Here is a 20,598-nt window from a genome sequence, read left to right on the forward strand (position 1 = left end):
GGGAGCGCGGCTTTCCAAAGCCGCTCTTCTTCGCATTGCCACATCCCATGAGCAGCTCTGGAGAGCCGCACTTCCAGCACGACGGTTACGGCGTCGCGCTGCCGGTCCCGGCCGGCTCGCTTCTGGGCGGCAGCGGCAAGGGCGACCGAGCAACGGCGTCGTGCTGGGCGATCGCGTTGAGCGCTGCGACATAGACCTCGCGCGAGGCCTCGCCGGTTTCGCGCAGGCCGACACTCTTCTCGAAGGCGATGATCGCGCCGCGCGTTGCCGGTCCCATGATGCCGTCCGCCTTGCCGCTGAGGCGGCGCAGGTCGATCAGCGCCTGCTGGACCGCCCTGACGCGCTCGCTCGGGGCCTTGGGCCAGCCGATGGTCCGATCGTCGTCGGGCGGCACCGCCGGTCCTGCGGCTGCCGACGGGGGAGCGCCCGGCGCGGAACCGGCCTTCGGAAGGCCAAGCGCGCCGAGGATTTGCTGGAATTCGACCTGGCCGATCTTCTCCGCGCGCTCGAGTTCCGCCGGCGTCAGGACGCGGTGCAGGATCTCTATCCTCTGTCGCGCGGATTTCGCCAGCGGCGTCTCCGCTGCGTGATTGACCTGGCGCTCGAACTCGACGGTGACCGCAAACCAGGCCAGCGCCAGGGGCGCGTCGCGGGAGGCCGCGTCGCCGCGCTCGTAGATGTCGCCGAGCAGGAACATCGAGGCCACCATGCCCTGCAGCGCCGCCGAGCGGAGCAGCTCGATGGCCTTGCTGCCGTCGCGCGGTGCGCCCTTGCCGTCGCGCAGCAGCAAGGCAAGATTGTGCTTGGCCACGGCCACGTTGCCGTCGGCAGCCTTCCGGTACCATTCGACAGCCTTGGTCGAATCGCGCTCCACGACGAAGCCGCGCTCATACATCACGCCCACGTTGAACGCCGCGGCGGGCGAGCCCGCTTCGGCCGCGCGCAGCAGCCAGCCGGCGCCGGACTGAGAATCCTGCGGCACCCCGATGCCCGACACCAGCCGGCGCGCCAGCTCCTCCATCGCGCGCAGGTCGCCGCCATGGGCGAAGGCACGCAGGTCGTCGATCGGCAGGGCCATCCATTCGGCCGTGCTGGTCGGCTTGGGGGACATCGGAATCGGCGGCGGGGACGGCGCAGGCGCAGCCGCCGCGGGCGGTGGTGGAGCCGGCAGAGGCGCCGGCCTGATGGCGGTTTCGGGACGCGGCGGCGGAGCCGGCAGTGTCGGCGGGGCCGAAGGTGGCACGGGTGGCGATGCCGGCTGCGAGTCGGGGGAGCGCATCACGGCCGCGGTGACCAGGACGGCGACGAGCGGCAATCCGACCAGCAGGGCCGGACGGACGGAGCGCCATGCGAGCCTGCCGGTCATCCTCCGACAATAGCCGACAGCGGGCGTGACGGAGAAGCGGCCGCGCGATGCCGCACGACGAGCAGGGTCGTCAGCAGCAGGACCGCGCCCGCCTGGTGCGCCGAAGCGAGCGCGATGTCGACGCCGCTCAGGATCGTGGCAATACCGAGGCCGAGCTGCACGAGGGCCATGGCGCCGGCGGCCAGCGTCTCCGGGCGGCGTGTGCGGATCGCCAGCACGATCACGCCCAGGACCAGGATCTTGGCGAGCCAGCGATGGATGAACTGGATGGTCGTGCCGTTTTCGAACGGATTGATCCACCAGGGCGAGAGATCGAACATGCCGGGCGGGATCCAATAGCCGGACATTGTCGGAAATGTGTTGTGCGCGGTGCCGGCGCGAAGACCGGCCATCAGGGCGCCGAAGGTCACGACGACGAGCAGGAACGCGATCATCCCGCTTGCTTCGCGCCGGATCTTGGGATCGTCGCGGCGCGGCGCCGAGCCGAGCTCGAGCACCAGCCACACCGTGTAGCCGTAGAGGACGATCGCCAGCAGCAGATGGGCCGCCAGCCGGTATTGGCTGACCGAGGGGCGGTCGACGAGGCCCGAGGCGACCATCGCCCAGCCCAGCGCGCCTTGCAGGCCCCCCAGGACCAGCAGGGCAAACAGTCGCGGCTTGAGCCACGGCGAGAGCTGCCCGCGCAGCCAGAACCACAGGAGCGGCAGGGCAACCGCCACGCCGATCAGGCGGCCCCACAGGCGATGCAGGTATTCGAGCCAGAAGATCTGCTTGAAATCGGCGACATCGAAGCCACGATTCACCAGACGGCCCTGCGGCGACGAAAGATACTTCTGCAGCTCCGCCTGCCACGCCTGGTCGCCGAGCGGCGGCAGCCATCCGGTCACGGGCTTCCACTCGACCATCGACAGGCCGGATTCGGTCAGCCGCGTGAGCGCGCCGAGCACGATCATGAGAAAAATCATGGCGGCTACGACGGCCAGCCAGTTGCGCACGGAGACGGAGGCGGTTTGCATGCGCGCCGGACCATGCGTGAAGCCGACCGCCCCGTCATCAGCATTAATGTCGCGAACATGCGACGCCTTGCGCTGCCCGGCGGGCTTGTCTAATCGGTTCGCACACGAACGACTCACCCCTCGCGCAAACTGGATACTTCGACAATGAACGCGCCTGCGCTCGCCCTCTCGCTCGCTCATGGGCTTGGCTTCGACGATCTTCATGACCGCGAGGGGCTGGCCCGTCTCGATGCCGCCTTCGTGGCGTGGCTGCAGGAGGCGAATGTCGAGGCGCATGCGCGGCTGATGGCGGCGCGGACGGCACCGGACAGTCTTGTCGCGAAGGACGAGTCCAACCTGCTGATCGAGATCGCCCGCCCGCTCGAGGATTTCATCGGCGCGCTATTCGGCGTGACCGGCCAGACGGCCGCGCTGCGCGCGACGCATGTGACGCTGGCGCCGTTGTACGACTGCAAGCGGCTTTTCGTGCAGCGCTACGTGACACGCGCCATCAAGCCCGACGCCGCGCTGGCGATCGAGGCACCGGCGGTCGACCTGCCGGTGCGACTCTCGGACGATCTCGAAGCATGGGAGCTCGCCTTCGCGCTGAAGGTCCGCGAGCTGGTCGGCGCGGAGTTCAAGGTCGAGGCGCCGACGCCGGAGATCGAGGCGCTGACGCGCTACGCCGCCTGGGCGCTGCATCATCCCGAGGGCAAGCGGCGTCACCGTGACGGGCCGCTGTTCAAGGTGCCGCACAAGCTCGACTTCGAGCATCTCGTGCCGATCGAGACCGAGGTCGTGGACGGCGTGACGCGCATGAAGCTGCCGCGACCGCTGCTGCGTCATCGCGAAGGTTTTGCGCTGACTGACGCGGGCTACGATCTCGTGCGCGCGCTCGATCACACCAATTACTGCATCTGGTGCCACAACCAGGGCAAGGATTCCTGCTCGCGCGGGCTGAAGGACCGCAAGACCGGCGCGTTCCAGAAGTCGCCGTTCGGCGTCACCCTCGCGGGCTGCCCGCTCGAGGAAAAAATCTCGGAGATGAACCTTCTCAAGAGCGAGGGCTTCTCGATCGGCGCGCTGGCGATGGCGGCAGTCGACAATCCGCTGGTGGCGGCGACCGGGCACCGCATCTGCAACGACTGCATGAAGGCCTGCATCTACCAAAAGCAGGAACCGGTCGACATCCCGCAGATCGAGACACGCACTCTGAAGGACGTGCTCGGCCTGCCGTGGGGCTTCGAGATCTATTCGCTGCTGACGCGCTGGAATCCACTCAACCTGCGCCGCCCGATTCCGCGTCCCGCCACGGGCCGTACGGTGCTGGTCGTCGGGCTGGGGCCGGCCGGCTTCAATCTTTCCCATCACCTGATGAATGACGGGCACACGGTCGTCGGCATCGACGGGCTGAAGATCGAGCCGCTGCCGGCGGTGCAGTCCGGCGTCGATGCGGACGGCACGCGCGTGGCCTTCGCGCCGGTGAAGGACGTCGCCACCCTGCGCGAGGACCTCGGCGATCGGGCGATGGCGGGGTTCGGCGGTGTGGCCGAGTACGGCATCACCGTTCGCTGGGACAAGAACTACCTCAAGATGGTGCGGCTGCTGCTCGAGCGGCGCGCGCAGTTCTCGATGTTCGGCGGCGTGCGTTTTGGCGGCACGGTCACGGTCGAGGACGCCTTCGCGATGGGCTTCGATCACGTCGCGCTGTGCGCCGGCGCGGGCAAGCCCACCGTGCTCGATATGCCCAACGGCCTGGCGCGCGGCGTGCGCGCGGCGTCGGACTTCCTGATGGCGCTGCAGCTCACCGGCGCGGCCAAGAAGGACTCGATCGCCAACCTGCAGATCCGCCTGCCGGTCGTCGTGATCGGCGGAGGCCTCACCGCCATCGATACCGCAACGGAGTCGCTCGCCTATTATCCGCTGCAGGTCGAGAAGTTTCTTGCCCGATACGAGACGCTGGTGGCCGAGCGCGGCGAGGCGGCGGTGCGCGGACGCTGGAGCGAGGAGGAACGCGAGGTTGCGGATGAGTTCATCGCCCACGCCCGGGCGATCCGCGCCGAACGCGAGGCGGCAGCGCGCGAGGGCCGCGAGCCCGCGATCGCGAAGCTGGTCAACGGCTGGGGCGGCGTCACCATCGCCTATCGGCGGCGGCTGATCGATTCGCCTTCCTACACGCTGAACCACGAGGAAGTGTTCAAGGCGCTGGAGGAGGACATCCGCTTCGCCGAGGGCCTGTCCCCGGTCGCGGTCGAGGTCGATGCCAACGGCGCGGCCTGCGCGCTCAAGGTCGAGGGCCAGCAGGGCGGCGAGAAGGTCTCCGCGACCCTGCCGGCGCGCACCGTCCTGGTGGCCGCGGGCACGCAGCCCAATACCGTGCTGGCCCGCGAGGATGCGACGCACGCCTTCATCGACGGCAAGTATTTCCGCGCGCTCGACGAAGAGGGCGAGCCGGTGACGCCGGAGCGGGTCTGCAAGCCGGGCGACGTGCGTGTGCTGATGTACCGCCACGCCGATGGCCGCTTCATGTCGTTCTTCGGCGACCTGCATCCGTCGTTCGCCGGCAACGTGGTGAAGGCGATGGGTGGCGCCAAGCAGGGCTATCCGGTGCTGACGCGCAGCATGGAAAGGCTCGCCGCGCCGACGCGCTCGCCGCAGGAGATCCTGGCCGAGGCCAACGGCGCCTGGCGCGCCAAGGTCGTGCGGGTCGAGCGGCTGACGCCGACCATCGTCGAGGTCGTGGTCGAGGCGCGGGCCGCGGCAGCGAATTTCGAGCCGGGCCAGTTCTATCGCCTGCAGAATTACGAGGCGCGCTCGAAGAAAATCGACGGCACCCTGCTCACCATGGAAGGCCTCGCGCTCACCGGCGCGTGGGTCGACAAGGAGAAGGGCCTGCTGTCGATGATCGCGCTCGAGATGGGCGGCTCGTCCGACCTCTGCGCGATGCTCGAGCCCGGCGAGCCGGTCATTGTCATGGGGCCGACCGGCACGCCGACCGAGATCGAGCCGGGCGAGACCGTCGTGCTGGCCGGTGGCGGCCTCGGCAACGCGGTGCTGTTCTCGATCGGCCAGGCGTTCCGCAAGGCCGGCAGCAAGGTGCTGTATTTCGCGGGCTACAAGCGCGTGATCGACCGCTACAAGGTCGAGGAGATCGAGGCTGCGGCCGATGTCGTGGTGTGGTGCTGCGACGAGGAGCCGGGCTTCGCGCCCTCCCGGCCGCAGGACAAGTCGACGGTCGACAATATCGTCGAGACGATGCGCAAGTACGCCTCGGGCGCGCTGGGCGAGCAGCCGATCCCGTTCAACGACGCCGACCGGGTGATCGCGATCGGCTCGGACGGCATGATGAACGCGGTGCGGCTCGCGCGGCATTCGGTGCTGAAGCCGTACCTCAAGCCCGAGCATCTCGCGCTGGGATCGATCAACTCCCCCATGCAATGCATGATGAAGGAGATCTGCGCGCAGTGCCTGCAGCTCCACAGGGACCCGGTGACCGGCAAGGAGACGGTGGTGTTCTCCTGCTTCAACCAGGACCAGGAGCTCGACCGGGTCGACTTCGCCTGCCTGCGCCAGCGCCTGCGCCAGAACGGCGTGCAGGAGAAGATCGCCGCGCTATGGCTCGACCGGTCGCTGCGGAAGCTCGGGGCGCGCTGACGCCCGCTTGCTACGGCTTAGCCGCGGCGGATCGTGTTCCTCGGGCGTCCCCCACGGTGCCAATCGCGATCCCGCCGATGATGAGGGCCACAGCCAGAAACAGCGACGGGACGAGGGGTTCGTGGATGACGACGGCGGCGCTGACGATGCCGAGCACGGGCGTGGCCAGCAGGCCGAGCGACGTCGTCACCGCCGGCAGGCTGCGATTGACCACCGCCATCGCCCAATGGGCGAGCGCCGTACAGATGATCCCGCTGTAGAGCAGCAACCCGGCGAGGCTTGGGCTCCAGGAAACGTGCAGCGTTCCCTCGCAAAGCCAGGCGAGTGTCGACAACACGCCGGCGGCCAGAAGCACCTGCCAGAACACCAGTTGAAAGGGCGTCGAAATCCATCGGTGCGACCGGACGTAGACGATGTTGGCCGCCCAGCAGAACGCAGCAAGCAGGATCAGGCCGCTGCCCAGCAAGTCGCTGCGATTGCTCCAATCGAGCACGGCGGGATTGAAGATCACCGCCAGACCGGCGAGACCCGTTCCAATCCCCAGCGCTCTTCCTCTCGTGATGCGCTCCGACAGGAAAATCCGGGCGCCGATCGCCACCCAGATCGGCGTCGAATAGCCGAGAACGATGGCGCGGTTCGCCGGCACGAACTGAAGCCCGGCCGCGATCAACGCGGAAAACGCCACCATGTGCAGAAGCGACGTGGAAAGCACGACCGGCAGGTCGCCGCGTTTGGGGATGATGAAATCGCCTTGCCACCAGAGCAGAGGCGCGAGGACTCCCGCGGCGATCGCACAGCGCAGCGCGGTCGACCACAGCGGGGCTATGTCGTGCACGATCATCTTCGTGACGGGGTAGTTGGTCCCCCACGCGAGCGCGATGACGGCGAGTAACGCTATCGCGCTTCGTGGTGACAAGCTGGGATCCATTGCGGCCATCCGAGGCGGGAGAGCATCCTGACAAGGGTTGCTTATCGCCGTATCTGGCTCTACGAGAAGTTCCAGTTTCAATAAAACGATAGGACCAGTTCCATGGTCGACCTGCTCGATGGAACGCTGTGCCTGTCGGCGGCAGGAGAGCGCACGCTATTGCAGCAACTCATGGGGCAGCTGCGAGCGCTCATAGAAACCGGACGCCTGATGCCGGGCCAACGCCTGCCATCGAGCCGGCAAATGGCGGAATCGCTCGACGTTTCGCGGAATACGGTCTCGGCAGCGATCGAGCAACTCGTCGCCGAGGGCTATCTCGTCTCGTTTCCCGGACGACGCCCAGTCGTTGCGACTGCGCCGGCCCTGGTCGGCATCGCCGCGCGCTCGAAACCCGATGCCCGCCGAGCAGACCGTCCCAAGCTGTCCAAATGGGCTCGCGGTCTCAATCACTCCGTCTGGCCGCCGGTGTACGAAAGTCGTCCGCGTCCGTTCCAGCCTGGATTGGCGGATTCGCGCGAATTTCCGCACGAGGCATGGGGCCGCTGCCTGCGGCGCGCGGCTCGCCAGGCCCGGTTGCGCGGAAACCGGTCGCACAACGACGGCCTCAACGTCGCAGCGCTGCAGGAGGCGCTGCTGCGACATCTCGCCGAGCACCGGGGGATTGCGGCCAGGCCCGAGCAGATCATCATCGTGCCGTCGGCGCAGGCCGGGATCGCCCTGATCGCCAGGATCATGATCGATCCCGGCGACCTGGCTTGGGTCGAGAGTCCCGGCTACGGCGGTGCAGTGGTTGCGCTGCAGGCTGCCGGAGCGACGATCGTCGGGATGTCGAAGGGCACTATCGGCCGGGGGGCCGGCACCCGCTCGGGTAGCCCCAAACTGATCTTCGTGACGCCCTCCCACCAATACCCGACGGCCCGATTGATGCCGTTTGCCGAACGGATCGAACTGCTCGGGTACGCGCGACGGGTCGGCGCCTCGATCATCGAGGACGATTACGATGGCGAATTCCAATATGACGGGCGGCCGGTCGCGTCCCTGCAGGGTGTCGCGCCGTTCCCCCGCGTCTTCTACCTGGGCACGTTTGCCAAATCGATGTTTGCCGACATTCGCGTAGGCTACGTCGTCGTTCCGGAAAATCTTGCCGGGGTCTTCGCATTGGCTCAGCGGCACACGGGTGCCATGGCATCCATCACGATCCAAGATGCGCTCGCCGAGTTCATGACGTCGGGGTCTTATCTCGCTCACATCCGCAGGATGGCACGTGTTTACGAACGGCGACGGGACCGGATGGTCCGGTCGCTTGTGGCCGCGACAGAGGGCAGGTTCCCGATCGAAACGCCGCCCGGAGGCATGCAGCTTCTGGTTCGATGCCCGCCTGCCTCGAACGACCGCGATCTGACAGCGCAACTTCTCGAAGCCGGCGTCGTCGCCCGTCCTTTGTCGAGCATGTTGTTCCACCGATCCGAGGACCAGGGATTGTTTCTTGGATTTGCCGCGTGGAATGAATTGGAGATCGATCGGGCCGCTCGCATCGTCGGCCGGATACTGGTCGGAGCGCCCCATGGGCCGCTCGTCCGGTCTCCGCATCGCTCGAATCCTGTGAGATCGTGATGCTCGCGGGCAGCGGCCTCGGCACCGCGGTGCTGTTCTCGACGAGGAGCCGGGCTTCGCGCCGTCGCGGCCGCAGGACAAGTCGACGGTCGACAATATCGTCGAGACGATGCGCAAGTACGCCTCGGGCGCGCTCGGCGACCAGCCGATCCCGTTCAACGACGCTGACCGGGTGATCGCGATCGGCTCGGACGGCATGATGAACGCGGTGCGGCTCGCGCGGCATTCGGTGCTGAAGCCGTACCTCAAGCCCGAGCATCTCGCGCTGGGATCGACCAACTCCCCCATGCAATGCATGATGAAGCAGACCTGCGCGCAATGCCTGCAGCTCCACAAGGACCCGGTGACCGGCAAGGAGACGGTGGTGTTCTGCTTCAACCAGGACCAGGAGCTCGACCAGGTCGACTTCGCCTGCCTGCGCCAGCGGCTGCGCCAGAACGGCGTGCAGGAGAAGATCGCCGCGCTATGGCTCGACCGGTCGTTGCGGAGGGTCGGCGTTCGCTGACGGCGGTCGGCGGCCCAACGACGGCGATCCGGCGCGCGCCTACCAGGGGGTCGACGCCGCGATCGCGTCGGCGAGCTGCTTGAGCACCGCCATATTGAGGGAGACCACATCCTGATCGGTCGCCACCGGTCCGGTGGCGCTGAACCGTGCGCGTTGACGCAGTGAGGGCCGCGCCGCATCGCGCGGCATGACCAGCCAATCCGCCTCCAGCGTCGCCGTGCCGTTCGCCGTGACGTCCAGCACGTCGATCGTGATGACCAGCCTGTAGTTGGGAGGCTCGATCTGCGGCTGATCGGTGACGAGGAGCTCGGGGCGACGCTGGGCGAGCAGCCGCGTCAGGAAGTAGGTGGCGCTGAGCGAGAAGCGACTCGCCCAACGTCCCCGGCTGCTGCGCGCCAGGGTGCTTCCGCTGCGAACCACGATGTCCTGTGTGTCGAGGGCATCGGGAATGAGCACCCGCCTGACCTCGACCACTCCGATCTTTCCGGACGAGGGCGCGGTATCCGAGCCAACAGTCGGCGCTTCCAGCGTGTAGACCGTGAGAGGCGGGCCGGCGCAGGCGCCAAGCAAGGCGGCGACGGACGACAGGGCGGCGAGGACGAGGAGGCGGCGCATGGACAGGCAGAAGCTCACGGCCGACGTCCCGTCAACAGCAGTTGCGGGTTGCGCTCGACGTCGCTGGCGAAGCCGCGCAACGACGCGGCCGTGGCGGCAAGGTCGCGCAGGGTGGCCTCGAGGTTGATGCGTGCGGCGCCGCGGTCGGAGGTGAGGCCTTTCAGATCCCTCAGCGCGTCGCGGGCTTGCACGACCGTCTGGTTCGCCGAACCCAGAAGGACACGCAAATCCCCACTGCGTTCGCCCAGCCGCCGGTCGGCGTTCACGGCAAGCTGCGTGATGTGGTCGAGCGCGGTGGCGAGCTTCTCCTGCACGCCGACGATGGCCTGTGTGGCGGTATCCGTCATGTGCGTGGCGCCCTCGGAAGTGGCCTTGATGCTGGCGATCGCCGGCGGCAGATCGCTGTCCAGCCTGTCCGACAGCTTGCGCACGCTTTCCAGCGTGGCGATGGCACTCTCCGCCAATTCGCGCAGTGGCAGGTCGGAGAGTTGTTGCGTGACGCGCTGGATCGTCGACTGCTGGGTCGGAATCTCGACCAGGGCGCTGGCACCCGGGTGCAGGACGGCGGGAGCGGCAGGGTTGAAGTCGAGGTTGATCACCGACTGGCCGGTTACGAAGCTCTGCGTGTTCAGCTCCGCCCGCAGCCCACGGGCGATAAGGTTGGGCAAGTCCACGACTGGCTGGCCGGCCGTCTCGTCCGAGACACGTACGCGTCCCGAGTCGAGCTGCAAGGTGACCGGGATGAGCACGGTCTGCGTCCTGGCATCGTACTGGATCACGATGCCGCTCACCGCCCCGACCCGCACGCCCCGGAAAGTCACCGGGGCGCCGACCGACAGGCCGCTCACCGAGCCCTCGAAGACGACGGCGGCGCGCGTCGCCGGGCTCCACAGGCGCAGGTTGCCAAAAAGAACAATAGTGCCCAGCCCGAGGACGATTCCGCCGAGAACGAAAGCCCCGATAGCGGTCTGTCTGTCCGCCATTTCGTTTCAAACCTTTCCGTCGGCTTCGACGTCGTAATGCTCGCGCCGCATGAATGCCTGGACCTGGGGGTCGGAGCATCCGTCGCGCAGCGCCGATGGTGAGCCGTGGGCGATCACCGTCTTGGTCTTCGCATCTAGGAATACACCATCGTCGGCGATCGCGAAGAGGCTCGGCAACTCGTGGCTGACGATCACAACGGTGGCACCGAGACCGTCCCGAAGATTGAGGATCAGGTCGTCGAGGCGGCTGGCGCTGATCGGGTCCAAGCCGGCGGAAGGCTCGTCGAGAAACAGGATATCGGGATCGAGAGCCAGGGCGCGCGCCAGGCCCGCCCGCTTGCGCATGCCTCCGCTCAATTCCGACGGCAACTGCTCGACCGCATGCTCCAACCCGACGAGGCCGAGCTTGAGCATCACCAGGCGGCGGATCGAGGGTTCGTCGAGCGTGGTGAACATCTGCATGGGCAACGCGACGTTCATGCCGACCGTCATCGCGCTCCACAAGGCCGCGTTCTGGAACAGGACACCGAAGCGCTGCCGTCCGATCTCGGTGCGACGCTGTTCGCTGCTGGCCCAATAGTCCTCGCCATCCATGAGGAAGCGGCCCTCGCGCGGGCGCAACAGGCCGATCATGGCCTTCAGGACGGTGCTCTTGCCGCAACCGCTGCCCCCCATCACCGCGAAGATGGTGCCGCGCCGTACGTCGAGCGACAGGCCGCGCTGGATGACCTTCGGACCGAACGCGAGCGTAACGTCGCGAAGCGCCATCAGCGGCGGATCGTCAGGGTTGGCGAGACGGGGGTCGCTCATGGTCAGATGCCGACGATATCGGCGATGACGGCGAACACGGCATCCATTGCGATGACACCGACGATGCCGACCACCACGGCCTTTGTCGCCGCCACGCCGACATCGGCCGCGCTACGACCGGCCAGCAGGCCGATCCGGCAACTGGTGACTCCGATCATCAGGGCGAACGCCACGCTCTTCGCGAAGCCGAAGGCAAACTGGTCCAGCGGCACGGCATCAACCGTCTGATGAAAGTAGCCAGCGGCAGTGATGTCCAGCATGGCGAGTGCCACCACGAAGCCGCCCAACATGCCGACGAAGCACCCGTAGAGATAGAGAAGAGGCATGGTCAGGACGAGCGCCAGGACCGATGGCAAGACGATATAGTCGGTGACCGGAATGCCGACCACTGAAAGCGCGTCCAGCTCCTCGTTGCCGCGCATGGTTGCGATGCGTGCGGCGTAGGCGGCCCCGGTACGGCCCGACATGACGATCGCGGTCATGACGGCAGCCATCTCGCGCACCACGGCGATGGCCACGAGGTCGGCCACGAAAATATCGGCAGCAAATTTGCGCAGTTGCACTGCGCCGACGAATGCCAGAATCGCGCCGACCAGGAAATTGACCACGCCGACGATCGCCAATGCCTGCGGGCCGGCCCCCCGGATGTTGGCCAGCAAATCCACCGCGCGCATCCGCGCTTGCGCGGCGAGCGCACGAACTCCGCCTTTCGTCGTGACGGCCAGCAGCTCAGCGAGGGCGCCGACCTCCGCGAGCATGCTCAGGGTCCTGCCCCCGAGCTCATAGAGAGGCCGGAAACGATGACGCACGGACGATCCCGGCGCGGCGAGCTTGTCGGGCAGAAGGCCGAGCAGCTTGCGGGCGGAATCGGGAAGGCCGCTGCCATCGATCCGAAAGCCGGCGCTTGCGGCCGTACGCTTGGCATCCCAGAGAAATTCGATCAGGCCGGAATCCCAGCGCCCCAGGCCCGCCGTGTCGAAGGCGATCGTTCGCCCCGCTGCGCTCCTGGCCAGGCAATCGGGCGGAAACTGCGGGATGTTTCCGGATTGTGCGATCCAGTCGCCGTCAAGAGCGAAGACATCGCGATCCGGGGCCGGGATGTGCCTCCAGGTCGGATGCGTTCCTGAGGCCATCTGGTCGGTCTCGTCTTATTGGTTGGCGTCGACGCCGGAATTCGAGGTGCAGATTCCGCAACGACGTAGCTATCAACTATTCAAAGACGTCTCAAGCGCTTCCGCTGGAGCGATCATCCCTCCGCGAAGGCCGGCATCACGTCGGCCGCCAGCAGCTCGATCGTTTCGAGGTCGTTGCGCCAGGCGCTGCTGATCAGGAGCTGGCTGCCCGCATCCTTGTACTTTCCGATGAGGTCCGTGACCTGCGCGACGGTGCCGGCGAAGCCCATGAACTGCGTCGGCACCTCAAGCCGCTGGCGCTTGGCGGCGAGTGCCGCCTCGTCGCGCGCCAGCACGAAGCCGATCACGTTGGTGCGTTCGACTTCGTCGTAGTTGCGCTTCTGCGTCTCGCAGTGACGGCGCAGCACCTCGAACTTGTGGCGCACCTGGTCGGGCGTGCCGCCGACATTGCACGCGTTGGCGTAGCGCGCGACGGCGCGCAACGTGAGCTGCTCGCCGCCGCCGCCGATCATCAGCGGCGGATGCGGCTTCTGCACGGGCTTGGGCTCGAGGATCGCATTCTCCGCGTGGAAGTATTTTCCATGGAAGGTGGTGCGTGGCTCGCTCCACAGCGCGAGGATCAGCTTGATCGCCTCTTCCATCTGCGCGATGCGCGTCGCGGGCTTGGGCGGAAAATCCCAGCCATATTGCTTGTATTCCGCCTCGAACCAGCCCGCGCCGATGCCGAAGGTGAGCCGGCCGCGGCTGATCTGGTCGACGCCCGCGGCGATCTTCGCCAGATGCGCCGGATTGCGGAAGTGAACGGAGGAGACGAGGGTCGCGAGGCGGATGCGCTCGGTCACGGCGGCGAGCGCCGTCAGGATCGTCCAACCCTCCACGAACGGCTCGTCCGGCGCGCCGACATTGGCGATCTGGATGAGGTGGTCCATCACGGAGAACCAGGCGAATCCGTGGTTCTCCGCCCATTGGGCCTTGGCCTTTACGGCGTCGAAGATGCCGGCCGGCTCGGTGCCGAACAGCCAGGACGGATTGTGGATGCCGAACTTCATGTGTCTCTCCCCCAGGCTCAGAGTTTGTGAATTTATTGGCCAACGGTGAGGTGACCGGTCTGGCAACCCTCCCGCCTCATCCTGAGGAGCGTAGCGCAGCGGAGCGTCTCGAAGGATGGCGCCTCGAAGGACGTAGCAACGGTGCTGGAAACACGGGAGTTTGGCAAGGTCGTGTGCGTTGCCACCCTTCGAGACGCTCCGCTGCGCTGCGCTCCTCAGGGTGAGGTAAGTGGGGAGCGAGATCATCTTTGGATCGCCAAGTCGATTTTTTCACAAGCTCCCAGGATGACAGAATGGGATATATTATTCTGCATGTCTTGTCGGTCTGAGGCGCAGCCTCGTTAGGCTATACAGCGGCTGAGACGGGTGACAGGCACCCATCCGAGTCGCCAGGGAGATTGCGCACCATGACCAAGTATTCCTACGACGAGAACGAAGGCTTCAAGGCCGGACGCGACGTGTGGTTCGAGATGCGCGGTCCGGCCGTGGCGCAGGCCGCGCTCGACCAGGCGGCTGAGCATGAGATGACCCGCGACCTGCGCCAGTTCCTGTTCGAGCATTGCTTCGCCGCCGTCTGGGCGCGCCCAGGCCTCGAGCGGTCGACGCGCAGCATCATCACGATCTCCGTGCTGGCCGCCGCCGGACGCATCGAGGAGCTGAAGTCCCACATCCGCATGGGCCTCAACAACGGCCTCACGCGCGATCAGCTCAAGGAGCTGTTCCTCCATGTCGGCGTCTATGCCGGCGCCCCGGCCGCCGTCGCCGCGGTCCGCGCGGCGATGGAGGAGTTTGCGGCGATCGACAAGGCCAAGGGCTGATCGTCTGCTTGGGGGCGCGCAAACAAAAAGAGTCTCGGATCGGGAAGAGCATGAGTCGGGATGACACCGCGTGCGCGGTACGATCGGGAGGCGGCGGCCGGTTTCGTTCTCGAGGGTCGGCGGCTGCTACCAGTAAACAACTCCAGGGGAGCGTCGTTGCGTTCGGTCCAAAGAAGGTGACGCGCCACTGGAGTGGCACACCCTGAGCGGAAGAAGAGTACTATCCAGACTCAACGCGACACCACCGGAGAGCATTTTCATGACCGATCGGGCAAAACCCAGCGTAACTCCCGCGGGCGACGAGCTGGCGGCGACGCGCGTCAAGGCGGGGCAGCCGGTCGTCGTGCCGGCCACGCAGCGCGACAGGGGCATCGGGCCGTTCAAGCGTCTTGTGCTGCGCGGGGCGACGGTGATCGACGGTACGGGCGCGCCGCCGATCGGGCCGACCGACATCGTGGTCGAAGGCAATCGCATCACGCTTCTCAAGAAGGTCACCGGCAATCTCGCCACCGCCGCCAATCGACCGGCGCCGGGCGATCACGAGATCGACTGCCGCGGCAAATGGGTGACGCCCGGTTTCATCGACTGCCATGCCCATGCGGGCGTGGCCTACCACTCGGCCAACGGCTGGGTGCCGCCGGTCGACTACGTCTACAAGCTCTGGCTGGCGCATGGCGTCACCACCGTGCGCGAGATGGGTTCGATGAACGGCCTCGGCTGGATGCTCGACCAGAAGAAGCGCTCGGAAGAGAACAGCATCGTTGCGCCGCGCCTTCTGGCCTATGCCTATTTCCCGGCCGTCAACGACATGCTCAAGACCATCCATACGCCGGACGAAGGGCGGGCCTGGCTGCGCAAGCTCAAGGAGCGTGGGGCGGATGGCGTCAAGTTCTTCGGAGCGCCGCCCGCCATCATGGAAGCGGCGCTCGACGAATGCCGCAAGCTCGGGCTCAGGTCGGGCTGCCATCACGCCCAGATGGCCGTCACCCGGATGAACGCGCTGACGACGGCGCGCTGGGGCCTGACGAGCGCGGAGCATTACTACGGACTGCCCGAAGCCCTGTTCGAGGATCGCGTCGTCCAGGACTTCCCGCTCGACTACGACTACAACGACGAATACTTCCGCTTCTCCGTGTCGGGCCAGATGTTCCGGCAGGGTGCCGCGCCGGGCTCGGCCAAATGGAACGAAGTGCTCGAAAGCTTCCTTGAGCTCGGCTTCACCTTCGTGCCGACTTTCACGATCTACGACGCCAATCGCGACCTGATGCGCGCGCGGCAGGCGGACTGGCACAAGGAGTACACCTGGAAGTCGATGTGGGACTACTTCACGCCCCAGCGCGGCGGGCACGGCTCCTATTGGTATCGCTGGTCGACGAAGAACGAGGTCGAGTGGAAGGAGAACTACCGGCTCTGGATGGCGTTCATCAACGAATACAAGAACCGCGGCGGGCGGGTCTGCACCGGCAGCGATTCCGGATTCATCTATCAGATCTTTGGCTTCGGCTATGTGCGCGAGCTGGAGCTGCTGCAGGAGGCGGGCTTCCACCCGCTCGAAGTCATCCGCTCGGCGACGTCGCAGGGCGCGGCGCTGTGCGGCCTGCAGGACGAGCTCGGCACGCTGGAGGTCGGCAAGTACGCCGACCTGCTGGTGCACGACCACAATCCCCTGACCGACTTCAAGCTGCTCTACGGCACCGGCGCAATGCGCCTCAACGAGGCGACGAACCAGGTCGAATGGCATCGCGGCCTCAAGTACACGATCAAGGACGGCGTGATCTACGACACGGCCGAGCTGCTCGCCGACGTGCGCGAGCTGGTCAAGGCAAGCTTTGCCGAAGACGTTCCCGCCAGGTACGCGCAACGGCAAGAGGCGGCGCAATGAAAGGTGCGGCCGGACCGGAGTTCGTCGTCCTGACGGGCTTTCTCGGGACGGGCAAGACGACCCTGCTGCGCGACTTCCTCGAACGTCCCGAGACGTCGGATACGGCCGTGATCGTGAACGAGGTCGGCGAGATCGGCCTCGACGGTGCGATCCTGCGCGAGAGCGGCGCGGACGCGCCGATGGTGATGCTGTCGAACGGCTGCATCTGCTGCCAAGCCGGCAGCGATCTTGCTTTGACCGTCGATGCGCTCCTGACGGCGGAACGGCCGACGGACTCTGGCCCGTTGCGGCGCATCATCCTGGAGACGAGCGGTCTCTCGAAACCCGGCTCGATCCTGCGTCAGCTGGCTAGCCTTGCGGACTACCGGATGCGCATCACGGTGGTCGCCACCTTCGATGCGACGCGCGGGAGCGCGCCTGCCGCTTTCGAGGAGGCGGCCGCGCAATGGGCTGCCGCACACCGCATTGTCGTCACCAAGGCGGATGCCATTGCGGAGGAGGGGGTGGCGCGAGCAAGAGCCGAGATCGAGGCGCTCAATCCGCTGGCGGAGATCGTCGCGACAGCGGATCGCGCGGCGGCCGTCGCCACTGCCTTCGCACCGGTGGCGCGCGCCCTGCCGATGCCTGTGCTGCCCGGTGTCGCGGCCGGCACGGCCCACCCTCGCATCGCCATGCGTCTTGCCCGGCCGGCCGGCGTGCTGGCGTACGACGACCTCGCGGCGTGGCTCGACAATCTTGCGGGAGCGCTGGGAGATCGCCTGTTGCGGCTGAAGGGCGTGGTGCGCGTCGCGCAAAGCACGCGGCCCATCCTCGTCCAGAGTGTCGGCACGACGTTCTCGATACCCCGCCCCTTTGGCGACCCCGAGTCCGCCACGCCGCTCTTCCTCGTCGTCATCGCCCGTGACCTCGACGATGCCGAACTCGACGAAGTGCAGCCGGTAGGGCTCTTCACGTTTTCTTCCTGGGCAGCACCCGCGGATGTGCCGCGCCCGGGATCGCTTCAATCGGCTGCGGTGGAGTGGCTTTAGCGATTCGATGGCACCACGTAGTCGGCGGGATAGGTCGCCCGAAACGCCGGCAGTGCCTCGCAGCGCTGCGACAGAGCATCGAGAGACGGATATCGGCCGGGCGGCAGCAGGTCAGGATCGGCCAGGCGGATGTAGCGGATCATGCAGGCGGTGGTGATGCAGGCCTGATCGAGCCGTGCATCGACCGGCCAGGAATGAGCCGCCAGCGCGGCGATGCCGCCCTCCGCCTGCGTCCGGCAGCGCGAAATCCAGTCGGGCCAGCGATAGGGCGCCGGCCGGACCAGCCGCTCGTAGGCGCTTGCCATGACCTTGTCGATCGTCCCGGTGGAGAGCGCGATACGCTGCAACGCCTGCTGCCGTGAGAGCCCGCCGGGCGGCAGCAGCGTGCGCTCCGGCCCGACCGTCTGGTCGAGCCAATCGAGGATCGCCGCCGAATCGATCAGCGTCGTGCCGTCCGGCAGGACCAGCGAGGGAACCCGGCCGAGCGGATTGACGGTCCGCATCGAGTCGAAGTCTCCGAACACCGACCGGGTGTCGTGCTCGAAGGCGAAGCCCAGGATGCCGAGCGAAACCGCGACCCGGCGTGTGTAGGGCGAATCGTACTGGCCGATCAGGATCATTCGTCAATCTCCGCCGATTTCCTGGACGAGTGCTCGCTCCGTGCTACTTGCGCGCGCCGAGGCCGGCGCGCCGCAAGGCGTCGGCCATGGCGTTGCCGGGAGCAGGGGACTTGGCCGGCTGCATCGCGGCGGCCTTGTCGCGCCGGGAGGCGCCGCCGGTGTCAGGGCGGGGGCCGCCGCGCGCGGGTTGGGCGCCGGCCTGGTCGTCGAGCCGCAAGGTCAGGGCGATGCGCTTGCGCGGCTTGTCCACCTCCAGGACCTTCACGCGCACGATATCGCCCGGCTTCACCACGGCGCGCGGGTCCTTCACGAAACTCTTCGACATCGCCGATACGTGCACGAGCCCGTCCTGGTGCACGCCGATATCGACGAACGCCCCGAAGGCGGCGACGTTGGTGACGACACCCTCGAGCACCATGCCCGGTTCGAGGTCGTTGAGTGTCTCGATGCCGGCCTTGAATTCCGCCGTCTTGAAGGCCGGGCGTGGATCGCGCCCGGGCTTCTCCAGCTCCTTCAGGATGTCCGTGACGGTGGGCAGGCCGAACTTCTCGTCGACGAACGACGCCGGCGTCAGTGCCCGCAAGGCAGAGGCGTTGCCGATCAGGGTGTCGATGCTGCTCTTCGTCGCCGCGATGATGCGGTGCACCACCGGATAGGATTCGGGATGCACGCCCGAGGCGTCGAGCGGATCGTCGCCGCCGGGAATGCGCAGGAAACCGGCGCACTGCTCGAACGCCTTGGGACCGAGCCGCGGCACCTCCTTCAGCGACTTGCGGGAGCGGAAAGCACCGTTCGTGTCGCGGTGGGAGACGATGCCTTTGGCCAGCGAGTCGCCGATGCCCGAGACGCGCGCCAGCAGCGGCGCCGATGCCGTGTTCAGGTCCACGCCGACGCCGTTGACGCAGTCCTCGACCACGGCGTCGAGCGAGCGCGACAGCTTGAACTCGCTGAGATCGTGCTGGTACTGGCCGACGCCGATCGATTTCGGATCGATCTTCACCAGTTCCGCCAGCGGATCCTGCAGCCGGCGCGCGATCGACACCGCGCCGCGCAGGGTCACGTCGAGGCCGGGAAGCTCCTCCGACGCATAGGCCGACGCCGAATAGACCGACGCACCGGCTTCCGACACCACGATCTTGTTCAGCTTCAGGTCCGGCAACCCTCTTAGCAACTCGATCGCGAGCTTGTCGGTCTCACGCGAGGCGGTGCCGTTGCCGATCGCGATCAGCTCGACTTTGTGCTCGCGCACGAGCTTTGACAGGATGGCGAGCGCCTCGTCCCAGCGCCGCTGCGGTTCGTGCGGGTAGATCGTGCTGGTCGCCACCACCTTGCCGGTGGCGTCGACCACGGCGACCTTCACGCCGGTGCGAAAGCCCGGATCGAGCCCAAGCGTCGGCCGCGCGCCCGCGGGAGCGGCAAGCAGCAGGTCGCGCAGGTTCGAGGCGAACACCCGCACCGCCTCTTCCTCGGCCGCCGTCCACAGACGCAGCCGGAGGTCGATCGACAGCATGATGATGATCTTGGTGCGCCACGCCCAGCGCACGGTTTCGGCGAGCCATTTGTCGCCCGGCCGCCCTTGGTCGGAGATGCCGTATGCCTGCATGATGCGCAGCTCGTAAGTGCTGACGACTGGACGTGTCGCGGGATCGTCCGGCTCCATCGCGAGGTCGAGTATCTCCTCCCGCTCGCCGCGGAACAGCGCCAGCACCCGGTGCGAGGGCATCTTGGCGAGCGCTTCCGAGAAGTCGAAATAGTCACTGAACTTGGCGCCTGCCTCGTTCTTGCCCTCGCGCACCTTGGAAGCGAGGCGCCCGTTCGCCCAGAATTCCTCGCGAAGTGCGCCGATCAGGTCGGCATTCTCGGCGAAGCGCTCGACCAGGATGGCGCGCGCTCCGTCGAGCGCCGCTGCCGCATCGGCGACATTCCTGTCGGCCGACACATAAGGCGCCGCGCTGACGGCGGGCACGGCGTGCGGCTCCCTCAGCAGCAGGTCCGCGAGCGGCTGCAGCCCCGCTTCCCTGGCGATCTCGGCTTTCGTGCGACGCTTGGGCTTGTAGGGGAGATAGATGTCCTCGAGCCGACCCTTGCTGTCGGCAGCCATGATCGCCGCTTCGAGGGTCGCATCGAGCTTTCCCTGATCGCGGACGGAGTCGAGGATGACCTTGCGCCGCGATTCCAGCTCGCGGAGGTACCGGAGCCGCTCCTCGAGAGTGCGAAGCTGCGCATCGTCCAGCGATCCCGTGGCTTCCTTGCGGTAGCGAGCGACGAAGGGGACGGTCGCTCCGCCGTCGAGCAGGTCGACCGCGGCCTGGACCTGCTGTTCCTTGACCCCGAGCTCTTCGGCAATGCGCGCCTGGACGGAAGCCACCAAGAATCACCTCTTCGCTCGATGTGAGAGAGACTGTCGTCCCATCAGGGCCGCGGATATGGACGGGGCGCCTGTGAGACTTCAAGCTGTTTATGAGCTTCGGGCAACAGCTCCTATCCACAGCGTCAATTTTTTCGGCCGCCCCTGGCCTTGCGGTAACCGCTTGCCCTTGCGCGCCGTTCCGGCCACATTTTGTTTCTGGGTCGGCTTCTTCGTCTGAAGCCGACTGG

At 66.9% G+C, this 20,598-nt stretch carries 17 protein-coding genes; 7 read left to right on the top strand and 10 right to left on the bottom strand.

What is annotated here, in order from left to right:
• Nucleotides 1-85: 85 nt before the first annotated feature.
• The gene (locus ACQY8M_RS13650; protein WP_428672824.1) at nucleotides 86-1,111 is read right to left on the bottom strand and encodes a peptidoglycan-binding protein; all 1,026 of its coding nucleotides are present in this window, start codon (nucleotides 1,109-1,111) and stop codon (nucleotides 86-88) included.
• Between the two features lie 73 nt (nucleotides 1,112-1,184).
• Between ACQY8M_RS13650 and ACQY8M_RS13655 the strand changes: the two genes are divergently transcribed.
• A complete protein-coding gene (locus tag ACQY8M_RS13655) occupies nucleotides 1,185-1,379 on the top strand; it encodes a hypothetical protein (RefSeq protein WP_428672826.1) in 195 nt (64 codons plus the stop codon).
• On the opposite strand, the gene ACQY8M_RS13660 is transcribed toward ACQY8M_RS13655, so the two are convergent.
• Nucleotides 1,363-2,382 carry a COX15/CtaA family protein gene (locus ACQY8M_RS13660; RefSeq protein ID WP_428672828.1) on the bottom strand — a complete coding sequence of 340 codons (1,020 nt, stop codon included), beginning with the start codon at nucleotides 2,380-2,382 and terminating at the stop codon, nucleotides 1,363-1,365. The genes ACQY8M_RS13655 and ACQY8M_RS13660 overlap by 17 nt on opposite strands.
• 144 nt (nucleotides 2,383-2,526) lie before the next feature.
• Between ACQY8M_RS13660 and ACQY8M_RS13665 the strand changes: the two genes are divergently transcribed.
• On the top strand, nucleotides 2,527-6,015 hold the full coding sequence (locus ACQY8M_RS13665; protein ID WP_428672830.1) for an FAD-dependent oxidoreductase: 3,489 nt from the start codon (nucleotides 2,527-2,529) through the stop codon (nucleotides 6,013-6,015).
• 10 nt (nucleotides 6,016-6,025) lie between these two features.
• Here the strand turns inward: ACQY8M_RS13665 and ACQY8M_RS13670 are convergent, their stop codons facing one another.
• Entirely contained in the window at nucleotides 6,026-6,943 is a 918-nt protein-coding gene (locus ACQY8M_RS13670; protein ID WP_428672832.1) for a DMT family transporter, read from the bottom strand.
• Between the two features lie 102 nt (nucleotides 6,944-7,045).
• Between ACQY8M_RS13670 and ACQY8M_RS13675 the strand changes: the two genes are divergently transcribed.
• Entirely contained in the window at nucleotides 7,046-8,557 is a 1,512-nt protein-coding gene (locus ACQY8M_RS13675) for a PLP-dependent aminotransferase family protein (protein WP_428672834.1), read from the top strand.
• Nucleotides 8,558-8,666: 109 nt separating this feature from the next.
• Complete coding sequence (locus ACQY8M_RS13680; RefSeq protein ID WP_428672836.1) at nucleotides 8,667-9,062, top strand: hypothetical protein; 396 nt, start codon at nucleotides 8,667-8,669, stop codon at nucleotides 9,060-9,062.
• A 39-nt stretch (nucleotides 9,063-9,101) separates the two neighbouring features.
• Here the strand turns inward: ACQY8M_RS13680 and ACQY8M_RS13685 are convergent, their stop codons facing one another.
• From ACQY8M_RS13685 to ACQY8M_RS13705, 5 genes are all read right to left on the bottom strand, one after another.
• Nucleotides 9,102-9,695: a PqiC family protein gene (locus ACQY8M_RS13685; RefSeq protein WP_428672838.1), complete on the bottom strand. Its 594-nt coding sequence runs from the start codon at nucleotides 9,693-9,695 to the stop codon at nucleotides 9,102-9,104.
• Nucleotides 9,692-10,660, bottom strand: coding sequence for an MlaD family protein (locus ACQY8M_RS13690; protein ID WP_428672840.1), 969 nt, complete (start codon nucleotides 10,658-10,660; stop codon nucleotides 9,692-9,694). The genes ACQY8M_RS13685 and ACQY8M_RS13690 overlap by 4 nt, the downstream gene beginning before the upstream one ends.
• A gap of 6 nt (nucleotides 10,661-10,666) precedes the next feature.
• Nucleotides 10,667-11,470, bottom strand: a complete 804-nt coding sequence (locus ACQY8M_RS13695) for an ABC transporter ATP-binding protein (protein ID WP_428672842.1) — start codon at nucleotides 11,468-11,470, stop codon at nucleotides 10,667-10,669.
• A 2-nt stretch (nucleotides 11,471-11,472) separates the two neighbouring features.
• A complete protein-coding gene (locus ACQY8M_RS13700; protein ID WP_428672844.1) occupies nucleotides 11,473-12,228 on the bottom strand; it encodes an MlaE family ABC transporter permease in 756 nt (251 codons plus the stop codon).
• Nucleotides 12,229-12,716: 488 nt separating this feature from the next.
• On the bottom strand, nucleotides 12,717-13,652 hold the full coding sequence (locus tag ACQY8M_RS13705) for an LLM class F420-dependent oxidoreductase (RefSeq protein ID WP_428672846.1): 936 nt from the start codon (nucleotides 13,650-13,652) through the stop codon (nucleotides 12,717-12,719).
• Between the two features lie 407 nt (nucleotides 13,653-14,059).
• Between ACQY8M_RS13705 and ACQY8M_RS13710 the strand changes: the two genes are divergently transcribed.
• The 3 genes from ACQY8M_RS13710 to ACQY8M_RS13720 all read left to right on the top strand — a co-directional run bounded on the left by ACQY8M_RS13710 (nucleotide 14,060) and on the right by ACQY8M_RS13720 (nucleotide 17,380).
• Entirely contained in the window at nucleotides 14,060-14,470 is a 411-nt protein-coding gene (locus ACQY8M_RS13710) for a carboxymuconolactone decarboxylase family protein (protein WP_428672848.1), read from the top strand.
• 259 nt (nucleotides 14,471-14,729) lie between these two features.
• Entirely contained in the window at nucleotides 14,730-16,352 is a 1,623-nt protein-coding gene (locus tag ACQY8M_RS13715) for an amidohydrolase family protein (RefSeq protein ID WP_428672850.1), read from the top strand.
• On the top strand, nucleotides 16,349-17,380 hold the full coding sequence (locus tag ACQY8M_RS13720) for a CobW family GTP-binding protein (RefSeq protein WP_428672852.1): 1,032 nt from the start codon (nucleotides 16,349-16,351) through the stop codon (nucleotides 17,378-17,380). The genes ACQY8M_RS13715 and ACQY8M_RS13720 overlap by 4 nt, the downstream gene beginning before the upstream one ends.
• On the opposite strand, the gene ACQY8M_RS13725 is transcribed toward ACQY8M_RS13720, so the two are convergent.
• Nucleotides 17,377-18,000 (bottom strand): glutathione S-transferase family protein, encoded by a 624-nt coding sequence (locus ACQY8M_RS13725; protein WP_428672854.1) that lies wholly within the window; start codon nucleotides 17,998-18,000, stop codon nucleotides 17,377-17,379. The genes ACQY8M_RS13720 and ACQY8M_RS13725 overlap by 4 nt on opposite strands.
• 43 nt (nucleotides 18,001-18,043) lie before the next feature.
• Nucleotides 18,044-20,368 carry a Tex family protein gene (locus ACQY8M_RS13730; protein ID WP_428675359.1) on the bottom strand — a complete coding sequence of 775 codons (2,325 nt, stop codon included), beginning with the start codon at nucleotides 20,366-20,368 and terminating at the stop codon, nucleotides 18,044-18,046.
• Nucleotides 20,369-20,598: the final 230 nt, after the last annotated feature.

Origin of the sequence: Reyranella sp. (genome assembly GCF_965279465.1) — a bacterium.
Lineage (GTDB): Bacteria > Pseudomonadota > Alphaproteobacteria > Reyranellales > Reyranellaceae > Reyranella.